Origin of the sequence: Janthinobacterium tructae (assembly GCF_006517255.1) — a bacterium.
In the GTDB taxonomy this organism is placed as follows: Bacteria; Pseudomonadota; Gammaproteobacteria; order Burkholderiales; family Burkholderiaceae_D; genus Janthinobacterium; species Janthinobacterium tructae.
This window is the reverse complement of the sequence record NZ_CP041185.1, coordinates 1,691,537-1,709,598: the sequence shown is the minus strand read 5'-3', so window position 1 is coordinate 1,709,598 and position 18,062 is coordinate 1,691,537. Positions and strand designations below refer to the sequence as shown.

General features: G+C 65.1%; 16 protein-coding genes. 3 read left to right on the top strand and 13 right to left on the bottom strand.

The features are described 5' to 3' along the window. Positions 1–7: 7 nt before the first annotated feature. The 8 genes from leuE to wrbA are packed head-to-tail and all read right to left on the bottom strand — an operon-like array spanning position 8 to position 9,135. A complete protein-coding gene (gene leuE, locus FJQ89_RS07575) occupies positions 8–682 on the bottom strand; it encodes a leucine efflux protein LeuE (protein ID WP_141169715.1) in 675 nt (224 codons plus the stop codon). Between the two features lie 2 nt (positions 683–684). Next, on the bottom strand, positions 685–2,553 hold the full coding sequence (locus FJQ89_RS07570; protein WP_141169714.1) for an ABC transporter transmembrane domain-containing protein: 1,869 nt from the start codon (positions 2,551–2,553) through the stop codon (positions 685–687). Between the two features lie 50 nt (positions 2,554–2,603). Continuing rightward, positions 2,604–3,680 carry a lipocalin-like domain-containing protein gene (locus tag FJQ89_RS07565; protein ID WP_141169713.1) on the bottom strand — a complete coding sequence of 359 codons (1,077 nt, stop codon included), beginning with the start codon at positions 3,678–3,680 and terminating at the stop codon, positions 2,604–2,606. Beyond that, positions 3,680–6,277 (bottom strand): FtsX-like permease family protein, encoded by a 2,598-nt coding sequence (locus FJQ89_RS07560; protein WP_141169712.1) that lies wholly within the window; start codon positions 6,275–6,277, stop codon positions 3,680–3,682. Before FJQ89_RS07560 ends, FJQ89_RS07565 begins: the two co-directional genes overlap by 1 nt. Beyond that, on the bottom strand, positions 6,265–6,693 hold the full coding sequence (locus FJQ89_RS07555) for a DUF4124 domain-containing protein (protein ID WP_141169711.1): 429 nt from the start codon (positions 6,691–6,693) through the stop codon (positions 6,265–6,267). Before FJQ89_RS07555 ends, FJQ89_RS07560 begins: the two co-directional genes overlap by 13 nt. After that, positions 6,690–8,105 (bottom strand): FAD-binding oxidoreductase, encoded by a 1,416-nt coding sequence (locus FJQ89_RS07550; RefSeq protein ID WP_168208395.1) that lies wholly within the window; start codon positions 8,103–8,105, stop codon positions 6,690–6,692. The genes FJQ89_RS07555 and FJQ89_RS07550 overlap by 4 nt, the downstream gene beginning before the upstream one ends. 11 nt (positions 8,106–8,116) lie before the next feature. After that, positions 8,117–8,530, bottom strand: coding sequence for a DUF2069 domain-containing protein (locus FJQ89_RS07545; protein ID WP_423245191.1), 414 nt, complete (start codon positions 8,528–8,530; stop codon positions 8,117–8,119). Next, positions 8,527–9,135 carry an NAD(P)H:quinone oxidoreductase gene (gene wrbA, locus FJQ89_RS07540; RefSeq protein WP_141172680.1) on the bottom strand — a complete coding sequence of 203 codons (609 nt, stop codon included), beginning with the start codon at positions 9,133–9,135 and terminating at the stop codon, positions 8,527–8,529. Before wrbA ends, FJQ89_RS07545 begins: the two co-directional genes overlap by 4 nt. 67 nt (positions 9,136–9,202) lie before the next feature. Between wrbA and FJQ89_RS07535 the strand changes: the two genes are divergently transcribed. Continuing rightward, complete coding sequence (locus tag FJQ89_RS07535) at positions 9,203–10,579, top strand: YihY family inner membrane protein (protein WP_243136462.1); 1,377 nt, start codon at positions 9,203–9,205, stop codon at positions 10,577–10,579. A 7-nt stretch (positions 10,580–10,586) separates the two neighbouring features. On the opposite strand, the gene FJQ89_RS07530 is transcribed toward FJQ89_RS07535, so the two are convergent. From FJQ89_RS07530 to FJQ89_RS07510, 5 genes are read right to left on the bottom strand one after another with little or no spacing between them, the layout of a single operon-like run. Then, complete coding sequence (locus FJQ89_RS07530) at positions 10,587–10,901, bottom strand: hypothetical protein (RefSeq protein WP_141169709.1); 315 nt, start codon at positions 10,899–10,901, stop codon at positions 10,587–10,589. A gap of 21 nt (positions 10,902–10,922) precedes the next feature. Next, the gene (locus tag FJQ89_RS07525; protein ID WP_141169708.1) at positions 10,923–12,923 is read right to left on the bottom strand and encodes a DUF6630 family protein; all 2,001 of its coding nucleotides are present in this window, start codon (positions 12,921–12,923) and stop codon (positions 10,923–10,925) included. A 29-nt stretch (positions 12,924–12,952) separates the two neighbouring features. Next, positions 12,953–14,359: a PoNe immunity protein domain-containing protein gene (locus tag FJQ89_RS07520; protein WP_141169707.1), complete on the bottom strand. Its 1,407-nt coding sequence runs from the start codon at positions 14,357–14,359 to the stop codon at positions 12,953–12,955. A 34-nt stretch (positions 14,360–14,393) separates the two neighbouring features. Further along, entirely contained in the window at positions 14,394–15,206 is an 813-nt protein-coding gene (locus FJQ89_RS07515) for an alpha/beta fold hydrolase (protein ID WP_141169706.1), read from the bottom strand. Position 15,207: 1 nt separating this feature from the next. Further along, positions 15,208–16,518, bottom strand: a complete 1,311-nt coding sequence (locus FJQ89_RS07510; RefSeq protein WP_141169705.1) for an O-acetylhomoserine aminocarboxypropyltransferase — start codon at positions 16,516–16,518, stop codon at positions 15,208–15,210. Positions 16,519–16,798: 280 nt separating this feature from the next. Here FJQ89_RS07510 and FJQ89_RS07505 point away from each other — a divergent pair, with 280 nt between their 5' ends. Together FJQ89_RS07505 and FJQ89_RS07500 are read left to right on the top strand one after the other, a co-directional pair. Next, the gene (locus FJQ89_RS07505) at positions 16,799–17,422 is read left to right on the top strand and encodes a 2OG-Fe(II) oxygenase (protein ID WP_141169704.1); all 624 of its coding nucleotides are present in this window, start codon (positions 16,799–16,801) and stop codon (positions 17,420–17,422) included. Positions 17,423–17,550: 128 nt separating this feature from the next. Next, on the top strand, positions 17,551–17,997 hold the full coding sequence (locus tag FJQ89_RS07500; protein WP_141169703.1) for a CBS domain-containing protein: 447 nt from the start codon (positions 17,551–17,553) through the stop codon (positions 17,995–17,997). Positions 17,998–18,062 lie beyond the last annotated feature (65 nt).

Genomic DNA, 18,062 nt, shown 5'->3' with positions numbered 1-18,062 from the left:
TATTTCCTTACAGGGTGGCCGTGGCGAGCTTCGCGCCGAAGCCGATGAACATGGCACCCACGCCGCCGCCCATGCCGGCCGACAGGCGGCGACGGCGACGGAAGGTTTCGGCCAGGCGCGCACCGACAAAGATGATGGCCGTCAGGTAGCTAAAGCTGATCACCTGGCAGATCAGGCCCAGGCCGATGAAGGACAGCACGGGCTTTGAAAAGGCCGGGTCGACGAACTGGATGAAAAACGAGATGAAGAACAGGATCGCCTTCGGATTCATCAGGCTGATGATCAGGGCCTTGCGGAACGGGTCGCTTTCCTTGACGGTGCTTGGCGCAGCCGCCGCTACACCGTCGGCCGGCACTGGTGCGCGCAGCTTGCGCCAGCATTGGACCAGCATCTGCAGGCCGATCCAGCCCAGGTAGGCCGCGCCGATGTATTTCACGACATAGAACAGGGCCGGGCTGGCTTTCAGCAGCGAGGCCACGCCGCAGGCCGACAGCACCATCAAAATCAGGTCGCCGGCGAAGATGCCGAAGGCGCCCTGGTAGGCGGGCCGCACGCCGCGCTGGGCGGCCACCGACAGCACGTACATGGAGTTAGGGCCGGGCAGGATGACGATGAAGATGGTCCCCAGTAAAAAGGTCCAGAAATCGGTGATGCCCAGGTTGGCGTGAAAAAGTGCGTTCATGATTATTCTGCAGGATTGAGCTGTACGTGATGGAATTGCAGTGCGGCCAGGTTCGCATAGATGCCCCCGAGCGCAACCAACGAGGCATGTGTGCCCGTCTCGACGATCTTGCCGTCTTCCATGACGATGATGCGGTCGGCCCGCTGCACGGTGGCCAGGCGGTGCGCGATGATGACCGTGGTGCGGCCCACCATGGCCGCTTCCAGCGCCTTTTGCACCAGGCGTTCCGATTCCGCGTCCAGCGCGCTGGTCGCTTCGTCGAGCAGCAGCAGCGGCGGGTTTTTCAGCAGGGCGCGGGCAATGGCGATGCGCTGGCGCTGGCCGCCGGACAGGCGCACGCCGCGTTCGCCGAGGAAGGATTTGTAGCCGTTCGGCAGGCGCTCGATGAATTCGTGGGCAGCCGCCATTTTCGCAGCCGCAATGACTTCCTCGTCGCTGGCGCCGGCGCGGCCATAGCGGATGTTTTCCATGGCGTCGGCCGAGAAGATCACGGTATCTTGCGGCACGATGCCGATGGCGTCGCGCAGGGTGTGCAGGTCGAGCTGCTTGATGTCCACGCCATCGAGGCGGATGCTGCCGCTTTGCGGGTCATAAAAACGTAAAAATAGCTGGAACAGGGTGGTCTTGCCGGCGCCCGACGGACCGACGACGGCCACCGTTTCGCCGGCGCGGATGTCGAGGCTGACGTGGTCCAGCGCGTGGGTGTCCGGGCGCGACGGATACGAGAACATGACATCGTCCAGCGACAGCGAAGCGCCGTTCGCGGCGCGCGCGGGCAGCGGCAGGGGCGTGATTGGCGACTCGATTTCCGATTTGACGGCCATCAGTTCCAGCAGGCGCTCGGTGGCGCCGGCGGCGCGCTGCGCTTCGCCCATCACTTCAGACAGCGCGCCGATGGCGCCGGCCACGATGGAGGCGTACAGGATGAACTGACCCAGATCTCCGCCCGTCATCGAGCCTTCCAGCACGGCGCGCGCGCCCAGCCACAGCACGAAGACGATGGTGCCGAAGACCAGCAAAATCGCGATCATGGTCAGCAGGGCACGCGCGCGGATGCGGCGCATGGCTGTCATGAAGGCGCCTTCGACGGAGTCGCCAAAGCGTTTCGATTCGATTTTCTCGTGCGTAAACGCCTGCACGGTGGGCATGGCGTTGAGGATTTCGCCGGCCATGGCCGAAGCGTCGGCGATGCGGTCCTGCGAATCGCGCGACAGCTTGCGCACGCGACGGCCAAACACGATGATGGGCACGACGACGAGGATCAGCAAGCCGATGATGATGCCGGCCAGCTTGGCGCTGGTGACGAACAGCATCACCAGGCCGCCCAGGAACAGCAGCACATTGCGCAGCGCCATGGAGATGCTGGTGCCGACCACGGCCTGGATCAGGGTTGTGTCGGTGGTGATGCGCGACAGGACTTCGCCCGTCTGCGTGGTTTCAAAGAATGCGGGGCTTTGCGTGACGACGTGGCGGTACACGGCGCTGCGGATGTCGGCCGTGACGCGCTCGCCCAGCCACGACACCGTATAAAAGCGCGCCGCCGTGGCCAGCGCCAGGATGGACGCCACGCCGAACAGGGCGAGGAAGACCAGGTCGACATGCTGAATGCTGCTCGAGCCGGCCGCGCCGCCGAAGCCGAGATCGATCATCTGCTTGAACGCGGCGGGGATGGCCAGGGTGGAGGCGGCAGCCACCACCAGCGCGATACCGGCCAGGAAGAACTGCTTGCGGTACGGCGTCAAAAAGGGCATCAAGCCCTTGAAGGCGGCCAGGCTGCCTTTCTTCAGTTCCCGGCTGGTGCCGGTGTCGGGGGAGGGCGCTGCGCTTGCTGCGGTGCTGCTGGTATTGCCTGTATCTGTGCTGGTTGTCATTGTTTTTCGCTTAGTAGGTACTGTATCCGGTCTTGCTTATTTGTAGTTGCTTACAACTTCATCGGCTGCACATAGCCCGTCATTTCCAGGTAGGCACGGCCCACCGGCTGGCCGTTGCGCTCCACGGTCACGGCGCCTTCCCAGTACACGGCGCCCGTCGAGCGGCGCGAATCGAGTTCCTGGTCGGCTTGCAATGGCTTGATGTGCCAGCGCGTGGGGCCAGTGCGGATCTCGGTGGCGACCGGGTATTCGGCCAGCGTGCGGGGCGAGCGCCACAGCTGCGTGGGCGTGAAATCGACGTCGCCGGGAGCGAACTGCCTTATCTTGCCGGAAGCATCGCGCCATGTCGCGTGCGCCCATAGTTTAGCACCTGTCTTGCTGCGGATCTGGAAGGCCATCAGGGCGCCGCCGTCATCGAGGTTGGCGCCTATCCAGTTCCAGCCGCTGGCATCCGCATCGAGCACCTGGCTGGACCACTCGTGATCGAGCCAGGTGGTGCCCGTCACCGCTTCCGGCTTGCCGCCCGTGCGCGCGATCGTGCCACGGGTAGCAAGCTGCGGTTCGCTGTAATAGTAACTGCTTTGCGCGGGCCGCGCGCCCTTGCGCGAGTAGCCGCCGTCACCCTGCAGCAGCACGGGCTGCGTGGGGGCCAGGGTCAGCTGCAGTGTAAAGTCGCGCGCGGCCAGGCTGACCTGGTAGCTGCCGTCCGCTTGCCGCTGCATGCGCCAGTCGTCCAGTTTCACATCCGTGTCGCCCACCTTGGCGTAGGCCAGGCCGAACCCCTCGCGCGCGCTTTTCTCGTCATGCAGCAGTTTGCCGACCTTCGGGTCGGACAGGGCCGCATGGCCGATGATCAGCTGCTTCGGCGCGAAGGCGCTGGGGTTCAGCGTATCGGTGGCCGTGGCGCTGCGAAAGAAGGTCACCTGGTAGCCCAGCTGCTCGCCGCCGGCGGTTTTGACCCAGCCCGTGGCGTACCACCATTCCGTCTTGTACGCGGGATGGGCGCCGAAATCGTGCGGCAGGCGCAGGCTTTGGCCGGCCGGCAGCGGCGTGACGGGGGCGAAGGCAGGCGGCGCGGCGATGGCGGCGGCGCTGCAGAACAACAGCAAAAGAGTCAAACGGCGCATTACCAGTCCTCCCTGACGGCGCGGATGGGGCCAGCGGACAGGGCTTGCCGGCCCGCGATGAGGGCAGTCAGGGCGGCAGCCGTCAGCAGGGCGGCGGCCACGCTGGCGATCAAGGACCACGGCAGGTGCAGTTGCATGGTCCAGTGGAACGATTGCGGATTGACGATGAAGACCAGTACAAAGCTGATCAACAGGCCCAGAACAAAACCGGTGGCAATGCCCAGCGCTGTCAGCGCGCCGCCTTCCAGCGCGAGGATGGACAAAATCTGCCCGCGCGTCACGCCCACGTGGCGCAGCATGCCGAATTCGCGCGCACGCGCCAGGGTTTGCGCGGAAAACGTGGCTGCCACGCCGAACAGGCCGATGACGATGGCGATCGCTTCCAGTAAATACGTGACGGCAAAGCTGCGGTCGAAGATCTGCAGGCTCAGGGCACGGATGGCCGAGGGGGTCGACACTTCCAGGCTGGCGCCGAAGGGCAGGGCCTTCAGGCGCTGCTGCAGCTGCTCGCCAGTGGCGTCCTTGTCCAGCCACAGGGCCGCATCGCTCACGTCATGGTCGCCCGTCAGCGCGCGGTAGTCGGCCAAAGGCATCTGGATGGCGCCGGAAGAGCGCGCATAGTCGCGCCAAATGCCGGCGACAAAGAACTTGTGCAAGCCGCCTGCCAGCGGCAGGGCTATCTGCTGGCCAGGTTTGACGTTGTACAGGTCGGCCGCCGCCTCGGACAGCCAGACGGGTTTCGCGCCATCCGGCACGGCTAATGTCTCGCCCACCAGCACCATGCTTTTGCCCGGATCGGCCAGGTTGACGGGGCGCGCCAGCAGCATCACGTTGGGGCGGTCGGGCGCCAGCGACAGCGAGCGCAGGCGCTGGAAATCCACCCTGGCCACGCCGGGCAGGGCACTGATGGCGGCCTGTTCGCGCGGGTTCAGGCCCGCCGTGCCGCCGCTGGCGGTGGTGCGCGTATACACGTCGGCCGGCAAAATCTGCAACAGCCAGTCGTCGACGGAGACGCGGAAACTCGACACCATGATGGCCATCGCCACCATCAGGCTGAAACTCGACAGTACGCCGCCGAGCGCGATGCCGGCCTGGCCCGAGGCGTTCGCCAGGCGGGACAGGGTCAGGCTGCGCACGGGGGCGTGGCTGCTCGCGTCCGTGCGCAGCCAGGCGCGCTGCAGCAAGCGGAAGACGACGGCCGCCAGCTGCGGCATCAGGGCGATGGCGCCGATCAGCAGCAGGGCGATGGACAGATAGCCGAACAGGGGCAGCTCGAAGACGGGTGGCAAGAACGTCAGGGCGCCGGCCAGCAGCAAACAAGCGAGCGCGGGCCAGGTTTTCGCCAGGCGCGTCGTCACGACTTCTTCGCTACCCGATTTGAGGGCGATGGCGGGGGCGGCGCGCGCCGCTTCCAGCGCGGGCGCCGCGCAGCCCAGCAAGGCGACACCGAGGCCGAGGGCAAAATACACGAAGGCGGCGACAGGCGTGAATTGCACCTGCGGCTGCACGCCCGCGAAATAGCCGGCGCCCAGGTCGCCGCCGAAGAAGCGCAAGGCCACGGCCGCCATGGCATAACCGCCGGCGATGCCCAGGCCAGCGCCGACCACGCCCAGGCTGGCGCCTTCCAGCAGCACCTGGCGCAGCAATTGTCCCCGCTCCATGCCCAGCACGCGCAGCAGCGCGAACTGGCCGCGGCGGCGGATGACGGACAGCGCTTGCGTGGAAAACACCAAAAAGGCGCCCGTAAACAGGGCCACCAGGGCCAGCACCGTCAGGTTGACCCGGTAGGCGCGGCTGAGGTTATTGTTGCGGCTATTCTGGTTTTCGTCATTCGGCTGGCCCACCTGGAAACGCCCCGGGTATCGGGCTTCCAGTGTGCGCGCGAGATCCGCCTGGAAGGCGTCGCGGTTGACGCCCTGGCGCAGTTTCAGATCGATGCGCGACAGCTTGCCCAGCTTGTTGAAGCGCCACTGCGCCGCGCCGATATCCATCACGGCGATGCGCTGGCCAGCGCGTGCGCTCTGCAGCGAACCGGCCACGCGCAGCGGCACCTGGCCGGTACCCGATTGCAGGGCAATCGTGGCGCCCTGCGCCACACCGAGCCAGCGCAAGGCGGCCGGCGATAAAAAGATGGCGTCGTCGGCCAGGGTGTCGAAAGGCTGGCCCTCGGCGGGCGCGCCGATCAGGTCGGGCGAGATGTAGCCGGCGCGGAAGACGTCGAGCGCCAGGATGTGCAGCGGAGCGCCGTCCTTGCCGGCACGGTCTGCCACTGCGGCGTGCAGGTCCAGCACGGGTGAAGCCACGGCCACGCCGTCGCGCTGCGCCAGCCATGGGTAGATGCTTTCATCGAACAGCGCTTCGCGCCCGGCCACCTGCACGTCGGCCTGGCCGGACAGGCTTTTGACGGCCGTGGAAAATTCGTTGAAGGCGGCCGCGTTGATCAGGTGGATGGCAAAACCCAAGGACACGCCGATGGCGATGGCGAGGATGGCGACGAGGGCGCGCACGGGATGCGCGCGCCATTCGCCCAGCAGCAGCCAACGCGACAGCAGGCGCGTCGTCGCCGGGCTGGCCAGCGGCGCACTCAATTCAGACATTCGACGGCCAGGCGTTCGCCGGCGCGCCGCGCTTTCAGTTGCGCCGCGTCGCGGTTCTTGTCGCCTGCGCCGACGGCGTCCTGCGCCGCCCATTTCTGCTCCAGGCGCAGCTGGGCGCAACGCTTGTCATGCGTTTCTTTCTGCCTGGCGGCCCGTTCGCGCGCCTGGTCTGCCAGATTTTCCTGCTTCTTGCGTGCCGCCTCCAGCTGGCTGGCCACCCGTTGCTGGCGCGTGGCCGCGCCCTTGTCTACGGCAGGCGGGGGCGAGGGGATTTCCAGGATCTGCAACTGGCCGCCCGTGCAGGGCGCGGCGCTGTAGCTGGTCTGTCCATCCTGCACGCATTTGTAGACGTCCTGCGCGCCAGCATGGCCGGCCATGCCGGCGCAGATGGCGAACAGGAAAAATGGTGTTCTCACAGGATCTTCCCCGGATTCATGATGTTCTGCGGGTCCAGCGCCTGCTTCACGGCGCGCATCAGCTGCAGTTCCAGCGGTGACTTGTAGTGCGCCAGGTCGTCCTTTTTGAGGGCGCCGATGCCGTGTTCGGCCGAGATGGAACCACCGAAAGCGTGGACCTGGTCGTGCACGATGCGGTTGATGGCGTCCTGGTTGGCCAGGAAGTCGCGATCCGTCATGCCGGGCGGCGGCGCCACGTTGTAATGCAGGTTGCCGTCGCCCAGATGGCCGAAGCACACCAGCTGGCAGCCGGCGAAGGCTGATTCAAGGGCCACGTCCGTGACGGCGATGAAATCGGCGATGCGGGAAATCGGCAGCGAGATATCGTGCTTGATGTTCTTGCCCGCCTGCGCCTGTGCCAGTGGAATGTGCTCGCGCAGCTGCCACAGGCCTTCGGACTGCGCCACGGAACTGGCGACGACGGCATCATCGATCAATTCGTCTTCCAGCGCCGCGCCGATGCTCGCTTCCAGCAATTCCACGGCGTGCGCCTCGGACTGGCTGCTGGACAGCTCCAGCAACACGTACTGGCCATGCGGCTCGGCGAAAGGACGCGGCAGCTGGGGGAACTGCTGTGCCACCAGTTGCAAGCAATACTGCGACATCAGTTCAAAACCCGTCAGGCTGGCGCCGCAATGGTCTTGCATCAGGCTTAACAAACGCAGGGCGTGGGCGGGCGAAGGCATGGCGGCCAGCGCCGTGATGCAGGCTTTCGGCTGCGGGTACAGTTTCATCACCGCACCCGTGATCACGCCCAGGGTGCCCTCGGCGCCGATGTACAGGTCGCGCAAGTCGTAGCCGGTATTGTCCTTGCGCAGGCCGCGCAAGCCGCTCCAGATCTCGCCCTGCGGCGTGACCACTTCCAGGCCCAGGCACAGCTCGCGCGTATTGCCGTAGCGCAGCACGGCCGTGCCGCCCGCGTTCGTGGCCAGGTTGCCGCCGATGGTGCAACTGCCCTCGGCCGCCAGCGACAGGGGGAACAGGCAGCCGGCGGCGGCTGCCGCTTCCTGGATGGTTTGCAAAATGCAGCCCGCATCGACCGTGATGGTGCGGTTGACGGGGTCGAGCGCGCGGATGCTGTTCAGGCGCGCCAGCGACAGCACGATGGCCGTGCCGGCAGCGTCCGGGATGCTGCCCAGGACCAGGCCCGTATTGCCGCCTTGCGGCACGACGGGAATCTGCCATTGCGCGCACGCGCGCAGCGCGCCTGCCACTTCGTCGACCGTGGCGGGGCGTAGCACGGCCAGGGCCTTGCCGGTAAACCTGTCGCGCCAGTCGGTGAGGAAGGGCGCCATGTCGGCGTCCAGGGTGAGGACATAGGTGTCACCCAGCAGGTCGCGGCAGGCGGCGAGGAAGTCGGCTTGGTCAGTCATAGTCTGTTCGATCATTTCTTGATGCTCACTTTATTCACTTTTTCCAGCAGTTCCCTGGCCATGCGCTTGGCAGCCTTTTTATACGGGCGCAGATACAGCACGGCGCAGAAGAAGTAGATGCAGACGATGGCCGCCTCGCCCCAGGCCATCATGGCGGAGACGGGATTCGTGTCGCTGTAGCCGCGCACCACGCCCTCTGTAAAATACAGCAGGATCACCATCGATGACCATTGCAGGGTGTAGACGTCGCGCTTGATGACGCCGTACAGGGGAATGAACAGGGGCGCCGCCTTCAGCACGACCCAGGAGCCGCCCGGCTGCAGCGGCGCGACGACGGTTTCCCACAGCAGGCACCAGACGATCAGGGTGACGAGACTGGCGATGGCGCCCCAGTGAAAATACTTGTGCAGTGTGCCGTGCATCATGCACCTGCCAGTTTCGCGGCGTTTTCCGCAAGGCGCCGGCCCAGGGCGACGGCCAGGCGTTTTTCATCGTCGCTGAGCGCCTTGTCGCCAGCGATGCCTGACCAGTGCGTGGCGCCATACGGCGAGCCGCCTGTGGACGTCGTCATCAGTTCAGCATGCGTATAGGGCAGGCCCATGACCAGCATGCCGTGGTGGAAAAGGGGGATCATCATCGACAGCAGGGTCGATTCCTGGCCGCCGTGCAGGCTGCCCGTGGACGTGAACACGCAGGCGGGCTTGCCGGACAGGCTGCCAGCCAGCCAGTCGCTGGCCGTGCCATCCCAGAAGTACTTCATGGCGGCGGCCATGTTGCCGAAGCGCGTGGGCGACCCCAGGGCCAGGCCTGCGCATTCCTGCAAGTCTTCCAGTTCCACATACGGAGCGCCGTCAGGCGGGACTTCCGGCGCCGTTGCTTCCGTCACCGTGGAGACGGCGGGCACGGTGCGCAGGCGCGCGTCGCAGCCAGGCACGCTTTCCACTCCCTGGGCTATCAGCTCGGCCAGCTGGCGCGTGGCGCCATGGCGTGAATAAAACAATACGAGAATAATCAGATTGGTTGGCTTCATCATTGGTATTATAGGGCGCTTTACAGCCTGATACGACTGCTGTCATGGCGCCGTTCTGATTTTGCACATGTTTTCAAAATATATACTCCCCATCTTTCAATACCTGTGGCGCGCCCTGAGCATGGGACTGGCCGTCGTGCGCGGCCTGACGTGGTCCGAAACGCGCGACCTGCTGCAGTTCGCGCGCCGCCGCGTGCGCGAGGAAAGCCTGCCGCAGGTGGCCGGCAGCCTGACCTTCGCCACCGTGTTTGCGCTGGTGCCGCTGCTGACCCTGGCCCTGGCCATCTTCACCACTTTCCCCCTGTTTAATACCTTCCGCCACGCGCTGGAAGACTATTTCGTGCAAAGCGTGATGCCCAAGGGGATATCGAACACCATCCTCGATTACTTGACCACGTTTGCCTCGAAAGCCACGCGCCTGTCGGCCATTGGCGCGGGCGCCCTGATCGTCACCTCGGTGGGCATGATGGGCTTGATCGAACGCGTCTTCAACCGCATCTGGCGCGTGCGCCAGGAACGCCGCTGGACCAAGCGCCTGCTCGTCTACTGGGCCATCGTCACCCTGGGGCCGCTGCTGGTGGGCGTCTCGCTGACGGTGACCTCGCGCCTCTTCATGGCCACCAGCGGCGTGGTGGGCGCCGTGCCTTTCATCGGCGCCGTGTTTTACACGCTGGTGTCGATCGGCCTGACCATGCTGGCGTTTACCTTGCTCTACATCGCCGTGCCGAACCGCGACGTGGACTGGCGTGACGCGGCCTGGGGCGGCTTGCTGGCGGCGCTGGCGTTCGAGGTGGCCAAGCGGGGCTTCGGTGAATTCATCCAGGAATTCCCCACGTATTCGCGCATCTATGGCGCGCTGGCCGCCTTGCCCCTGTTCCTCGTGTGGATTTACCTGAGCTGGATGATCACCCTGGTGGGTGCCTTGCTGGTGGCCGCCTTGCCCGTCGTGAAATACGAGCGCTGGTGGTACGAGGCGGCGCCCGGCAGCGAATTCGTCGACGCCGTCGCCATCCTGAAGGTGTTGCACCAGGCCTGTCACTGTGCCGATTCGGCCCTGGTGGGGGCGGCGGAAATTCGCCGCAGCACGCGCCTGGGCTTCGAAGAGATGGAAACCCTGCTTGACAAGATGGTGCAGCAGGGCTGGGTGGGACGAGTCAACGTGGATGGCGCCGTGCGCGTACAGTGGGGCAAGCGCGTGGCCGACAGTTCCGACCACTGGGTCTTGCTGGGCAATGTCAACCGCATCAGCCTGGCCGACGTCTACCGGCTGTTCGTCTTCGGCGGCATGCGCGTGAACTCCGGCTATCCGGCCGGTTCCACCAATGAGCGCGATATCCAGGCGGCCATCGATGCAGCCGCGCTCGCGGCGCAGGTGGAAAACGCCGTGGAGCAGGGACTGGGCCTGACCCTGGCGCAGCATTTCGGCGAAGTGCGCTGCGCCTGACGCTCGATCAGGTGTTCAGCCTGTCGTACAGCAGCACATCGAGCGCGCCCGTCAGCGTATTGCCGTCTTCGTCGACCAGCGTGTAATCCTGCTGGCCGTCGCCCAGCGAGGCGCTGCCCTCGATGCCGCACACCAGCTGGTACGTGGCGTCATCGATCGCCAGCTTGATCAAGGCCAGGACTTGCTCGCGCTGGCCCTGGGCCAGTGCCAGCCCGTCGAGCTGGGCGCCAAGCCGGGTCTGTCCCTCGCGTCCCTGCGCATACAAGGCCAGCAGCGACGCATTGGATGCGACGACATCATCGATGAATTTTTTCGCGTGCATGGATTCCTTGTATTGGAAAAATCACAGCAGCACGGGCCGCAAGGCCGCCTGCAGCGCCACCTTGCTGAACGCTGCCGCATCGGCCGCGCGCACCACGCCCAGATAATACGTATCCTCGCCACCGTGCAGGTTGACCAGGCGCAGCTGATGCTGCGCCAAATGGGCGGCGATGGCGGCCAGGCCTTCGGCCATGGCGTCGCCATCTTCGCGCTGCGCCCACGAAAAATCGCGCAGCGCGGGCAGGCCGATATGCTGGGCGATGCGCGGCACTTCATCGACGGCTTTCCAGTCCAGCGTGGTGCCGTGGCCCAGCGTGTGGGCGGCCGTGGACCAGAGCAGGAAGAAGCATGCCGCCTCGGGCGTATCGCCTTCGTATTCCTCTTCCGGGTCGTCCTGCGCCAGTTCTTCCAGGGTGATGTCCACGCAGTGCGCGGCCAGTTCCGCATCGCCTTGCAAGAGGAGGGCGGCCATGGTACGCAACTGCTCGCGGTCGGCCTTGGCCAGGATCTGCGACGGCGTAAAGCTGCGGCGCTTAGCGGGCTTTTTCTCGGGGTTTTTCTTGCTCAGCCCCATGGCCTCGCTCAACTGGGCCGTGATGGCCGCCTTGAAGTTGTCCACGGTGTCGAACTGCTCCAGCAACCGGCCCGTGAAATCCATGCTCCAGGCCATGCCGTCCTTGACCACATATAAAAAGTCGCTTTGCACGGCCACGCCGCGCAAATGGTGGGCGGGCGGATACAGGGGCGTAAACGCCTGCTTGCCATCGAGCGTCAGCATGCAGGCCAGGCCCTGCGCGTCGATGGCGAAGATCAGGTTCTTGCGCAGCTTGGGCGACGACGAGGTGGTGGCGCTATCGATGGCTTCGTACTGGCAGGGCGCCAGCAGCTCGCCCTGGCTATTGACCAGGCCAAACAGGAAGCGCCCGGCTATGCGCTGGCTGACGATGGCGATTTTTTTCTTCGTGCCGAAATCCTGCACGGAGCTGTAGGCAGTCGGTAGCACCACCTTGCCGGTGGCGTCGAGCACGCCGCAGACATTGCGCTCGTCATCGTGCGCCTGGCGCTCGATGTCGATATAGCCGTCGTCGCGCTGGCCGATGTGGTCCACGCTGTCCATCAGCAGTGCGCCATCGGGCAGGCGCAGCAAACGGCTGGCGCCGTCTGCATCGATCTGCTGCACCAGATGGGGGTTGATCACATACAGGGCGCCGGGTGCGGGCGGCAGCACCACCGTACCGTTGAGGTCCAGCACGCCGTGCGCATCGGGGGCGTCCGCCGTGGCAAAGGTGATCCAGCCATCGTCCGCGTAGTAAACGCCCAGGTCGACATAGCGCCGCGACAGCGGCACGATCCAGCGGCCATAAGGCGTGACCAGACCGGTGACGGCCGGTTCGCCGGCGGCGCTCACTGCATAGCACAGCGCGTCTTCCTCCCATCCCGCCACTTCCAGGCCTTGCAGGAAAGGCAGTTCGTCCGCGCCCAGTTCCTCGACATCGGCCAGCTGCGCATCAGCCGTGGCGGACCAGTAGCCGGTCGCCGGCGATGCGGCGCCGGCGGCCAGCAGGGGCGCCAGGACATCGCGCTCGCCGCGCAGCAGGGCAGAGTGCAAGGCTTGCGCCTCGGCGCGCAGGGCGTCGAGCGCGGCCGCGTATTGCGGCGTGCCGATATCGTGCGGGATCAGTTGCACGCAATCGAGGATCAGCCATGGCTGGCCGCCCGCCAGCAGGGTGCTGATGGCGCTGTGCGCGACGATGGCGGCGTCGTCGCGCGGCTTGTCCATCAGCACGGACAAGGCTTGCCAGCTGGCCCGCGCCTGGAGCATTGGCGCAGCCAGCACGCAGGCGCAGTCTTCGCCATCGCCGTAGATGGGCCAGGCGACGGCTTGCGTGCCGGCGCCGATGAGCAGCTTGAACAGCGCAGGTGCGTCCAGCCGCCATTCGGCCAGGCCCGTGATGGCCTCGGTGTCGAAGCCGGCGTGGCCGGGCAGGAAGGCGGTGCTGAACAGGGCTGCGGTATTGATCATTGATATTTATCTGAAAGTGAACGGGGGATTCAGGGTGCTGGCGGCATGACCCAGTGCGCCAGCGCGCTGCGCTCCAGGCCCAGGTGTTTGGCCACGGCGGCCGCCTCGAAGGCCCACAGGCCGTAGTAGCCGCCCAGGCCGTGTGCGCGCAAATGACCGTTGAACCAGTCTTCGTGCACCAATGCCCCATGCCAGCTGGCCAGGTAGTGCCGCAGGTGTTCCCGCTGCTGCGCGCGATCGTCCGTATCCAGGCACTCGAACAGGGCCGAGTAGGGCTCGGCGAAATACCATTCGTCGACGGCGGGACGCTGCGGATCGATGGTCGCCAGCAGTGCCTCAACCACGCCGTCTTCGCCATCGAAGGCCGTTTGCAGGGCGGCCAGGCGGGCAGCCAGGTCGTGGCGGCCGAACAGCAGGGCCGCGCCCAGCAACTGCAGCGTGCGTGCGTAATCCGTCAACTGTTCGAAATCAAAGGCGGGCAAGGCATCGTCATCGTAGGCTGCGGCCAGGGCCGCGCGCGCCGTTTCGCAGGCGGCGATGGCCGCTTCCAGCGCCGTTTCCACGTCAGGCATGGGCAAGCCTGCCGTGTAGCGCAGCGAGAAGACCTGGTACGCCGTGCTGGCGGCCGCGCACGCCCAGTAGGCGTCATCGCCGCCATCGACTTGCGCCTGCGCCTGCGCGCGTCCGTAGGCAGTGAGCAGCGTATCGAGGTAAGTCAGGTTGCGGCCAAAGTCGAACGCAGTGCCGAACGTCTCGGGCGGCGTCTGGCGCGGCGCGCAGGGCCAGGGCGCGGACGAAGGCGGGCAGGTGGCGGCGCAATCACGCTGGATGGCCCAGTCGGCGAAGATTTGTTGCAGATATTGCGCCGTCTCGTCGTCGTGGGCGATGGCGCCCGCGCCCACCATGGTCGTGCCCAGCAGGGTGTAGCCAGGGAAGCGGCTGCTCTCGTAGGCGATGGTGGTCACGCTCTGGATGGCCTTGCCGTCGCTCAGGTCGCGCACGCGGAAATACACGTCGTCCCAGCCGGCCAGCGGTGGCGCTGGCTGGCCAGCCGGCAAGGTGGTCCAGCTGCCGTCGTCCTGCTCTTCATAGGCGTCGAGCAGCTCGTCGAGGCCACCGGGGCGGTCGATGCGGTTGTTGGCGTCGTATTGCAGGCCCAGTTCGGCCGCGAAGGCTGCCGCGTGGCGGCCCTCGAAGACCAGGTACAGGGCGCTGGTGGTGCCGACCAGCAGATCCGTGTGCTGGCCCGCCACGACCAGCGCCTGCGGCAGCCGGCACCATTGGTAGTACGGGATGCCGGCCATGGGGCCGCCTTCGTCCGCCAGCGGGTTAGTGAAGCGCAGCTGTTCCAGCCATGTATAGCGTGCGTGCCGCTCCGCTTCCGTGCCGCTGCCTTGGCCAGTCAATTCATCGTGCAGAGTATTCAACAACATCATTCATTGATCCTGAAAAAGTGTGCGTGGCATGGCTTCATGCCGGGGTGCTTTGCGCAAACGCAAACAGCGCGTCGAGCACTGCGTCCGGTTGCTCGGCCATCAATTCATGTCCGCTGTCGACCTGCACCACGGTGCCATGCGCGATGGCCGCTGTCAGCAGCCTGGTCGACTTGGGCGGCGTCATCATGTCGCGCGCGCCGAAAATGAATAAAGTGGGGCAGTGTACCGAAGCGGCGGCGATTTCGCCGTTCGCGTAGGCATTGCAGGCGAAAAAATCCGTGTGAAACACGTGAGCGGGATTGAGGGCGGCGATGCGCTGTTTCAAGCGCCGCGCGCCGCCCATGGCGTAGAAGCCCGGGCCGGGAAACGACGGCTTTTGCGCGATCGACGAGTGGGACCAGATATTGACCATGTCGATGGCCGCCTGTTCGTCCTGGAGCGCCGTTTCCAGCAGCGCCGGAGAGACTTTCATCGGGTAGGTGGAACCGAGCATGGCCAGGTGGCTGACGCGATCCGGCGCCAGGTACGCCGCTTCCAGCGCGATCAATGAGCCCATGCTGTGGCCGATCAGCATGGCCTTGTCCGCACCAGCGGCGTCCAGCACGGCCAGTATCCAGCGCGCCAGCTCTGCGACATTATCCTTTGCCGTACCCGGGCTGCGCCCGTGGCCCGGCAAGTCGACGGCCAGCACGTTCCAGCCGTGGTGGGCGAAGTAGCGCGTTTGCAGGGCCCACACGGAATGGTCGTTCTGCGCGCCGTGGATGAAGATGGCCGTAGGCTGGCTCGGGTTGTATGGTTTGCCGCCCGTGTAGCAGTAGGCCGTGGTGTTTTCGATGGTGAACAGCATCTCAGGCGCCTTTCTGCGACAGTTTCAGGCTGCGGCCCAGGTCTTCGATCAAATCGTCCGCGTCTTCCAGGCCCACCGACAGGCGCATGGTGCCTTGCGTGATGCCGGCCTGCGCCAGTTGCTCGTCGGGCACGCGGAAATGCGTGGTGGAGGCGGGGTGGATGACGAGCGACTTGGCGTCGCCCACATTGGCCAGGTGCGAGAAGATCTTGAGGCTGTCGACAAAGCGCTGGCCCGCCGCGCGGTCACCGCGCAGGCGGAAGGTGAAGACGCCGCCCGCGCCTTTCGGCAGCAGGGTCTTTGCCAGTGCGTAGTCGGGGTGCGACGGCAGTTCGGGGTAGGACACGGCATCCACGGCTGGATTGGCCAGCAAAAAGTCGATGATCTTGCGCGTGTTGGCCACGTGGCGGTCCATGCGCAAGCCCAGGGTTTCGATGCCTTGCAGGATGGCGAAGGCATTGTGCGGGCTCATGACGGCGCCGAAATCGCGCAAGCCTTCGCGCCGCGCGCGCAGAGCGAACGGCGCCACTGTCGATTCCTCGGCGAATACCATGCCGTGAAAGCCGTCATACGGTTCGCACAGTTCGGCAAAACGCCCCGTCTTGTCGTAGGCGGCTTGCCAGTCGAAGGTGCCGCCATCGACCAGCAAGCCGCCGATGGCCGTGCCGTGCCCGCATAAAAACTTGGTGGCCGAGTGGAATACCAGGTCGGCGCCATGCTCGAAGGGGCGCAGCAAATAGGGCGTGGTAAAGGTCGAGTCGAGCATCAGCGGCAGCTGGTGTTCGTGCGCCAGGGCGGCGATCGTGGGGATGTCCAGCACGTCGAGGCCGGGATTGCCCAGCGTTTCGCCGAACAGCACTTTCGTATTCGGGCGGATGGCGGCGCGCCAGGCATCCACGTCGCGCGGGTCGACAAACGTCGTCTCGATACCGAAGCGTTTCAAGGTATAGGCCAGCAGGTTGTGCGAGCCGCCGTACAGGGCGCGCGAGGCAACGATGTGCGAGCCGGCGCCGGCGATGGTACATAAACCAAGGTGCATGGCGGCTTGGCCGCTGGCCGTGGCGATGCCGGCCACGCCGCCTTCGAGCGCGGCGATGCGCTCTTCCAGCACGGCGTTGGTGGGATTTGAAATGCGCGAGTACACGTGGCCGGCCCGCTCCATGTTGAACAGCGAGGCCGCATGCTCCGAACTCTTGAAGGCAAACGAGGACGTGAAATGGATGGGCGTGGCGCGCGCGCCCGTGGCCGGGTCGGGCGCCGCGCCCGCGTGCAGGGATAAAGTATCGAAACCGGGGTATTTCGGGCCGCTCATGGTGTCTCCGCCAAGTTTTATAGTGGCAAGATCGTAACCTGATTCAGCGCGGAGTAAAAGGCCTCGCGTGCAGGGCGCATGGCGCCGTGCTGGCGGGCGGCGCTTGTCACTTGAAGTCAAAAAAAGTGACTGGCTCGGCGTGGCGGTGGTAGCATGCCGGATCAGCGATATTCGGGTTGTTCGACCATTGCGCGTGCGCCGCACCGCGGGGAAGCAGCTGTAGCGAACGACATCCTGGGCTTCAGGCGCACTCTCATGTATGTCCACCAGGAAAGATTTTATGCCCGCAATATCGTTCGACGGCGCCCTTGCCGTGCCCGGAGCGTCTATCGTTGACGGCCTGTGCCGCGCAGCTTGGCTCCTGCAAGAGCAATTCATTCCCCCTGAACTCAGCCGCCAGTTGGCCGCCGAATGCGTGCAATCCATGCTAAGCGGCAAGATGAAGGGCGCCGGCGTGGGCAGCGGCCATGCACCGCTGCTGCAGCCGGACATCCGCGGCGACCATATCGCATGGCTGGAAGGGGGGCGCTCAAGCGCCTGCGACAGCTATCTGAAGCATATGGAAGCGTTGCGTCAGACCCTCAATCGCGAGCTGTTCCTGGGGCTGGAAGAGTACGAAAGCCATTTTGCCCTGTATGCGCCGGGCGCCTTTTACCGGGCCCATCTGGACCGTTTCCGCGACGATGACAAACGCACCGTGTCCGTCGTGCTGTACCTGAACGACGACTGGCTGCCCGAACACGGCGGCGCGCTGCGTTTGTACCCCGATGGCGGCCCCAGCGTGGATATCGCGCCAGAAGCAGGGCGCATGGCCATGTTTCTGTCGGGCGAGATGCTGCACGAGGTGCTGCCGACGGCGCGCGAGCGCCTGTCGATAGCAGGGTGGTTCCGCCGCAGGGGATGATGGAAAGTGGCGCGCAATCCCCTTTGATTTGATTGCGCGCAAGGCTGGATTTTTCCTCAGGCATAGGCTACAGTCGCAGTAAGGGCTAGAATAACTAAAATACCAATCACGCGGACAGGACGGCCAATATGAAAGTATCTGAAATTCTCCAAGTCAAGGGCAACATCCTCTATACGGTCACGCCTGACCAGCCCCTGCTTGACGCGGCCAATACCATGGCTGAAAAAGACATCGGTTCGCTGGTGGTGATGGAATTTGGCGACCTGGTCGGCATGCTGACCTTCCGCGAAGTGTTGAACGCGCTGCATGAAAACGCGGGCCAGATCGGCGGCGGCACCGTGCGCAAGCACATGGATGACCATCCGATCACCGTCACCCCGGATACGGAAGTGAACGAAGTGCGCCGCATCATGCTGGAAAAGCACGCGCGCTACCTGCCCGTCTTGAACGCCAAGACCTTGCTGGGCGTCATCTCCTTCTACGACGTGGCACGCGCCGTGCTCGAAGCGCAAAGCTTTGAAAACCAGATGCTGAAAGCGTATATCCGCGATTGGCCGGCTGAAACCACCGATTAAGCGATCGCAATGCAGTAAAAACAACGCCGGCACTGCCGGCGTTTTGCATGGTCAATGCAAGCTGG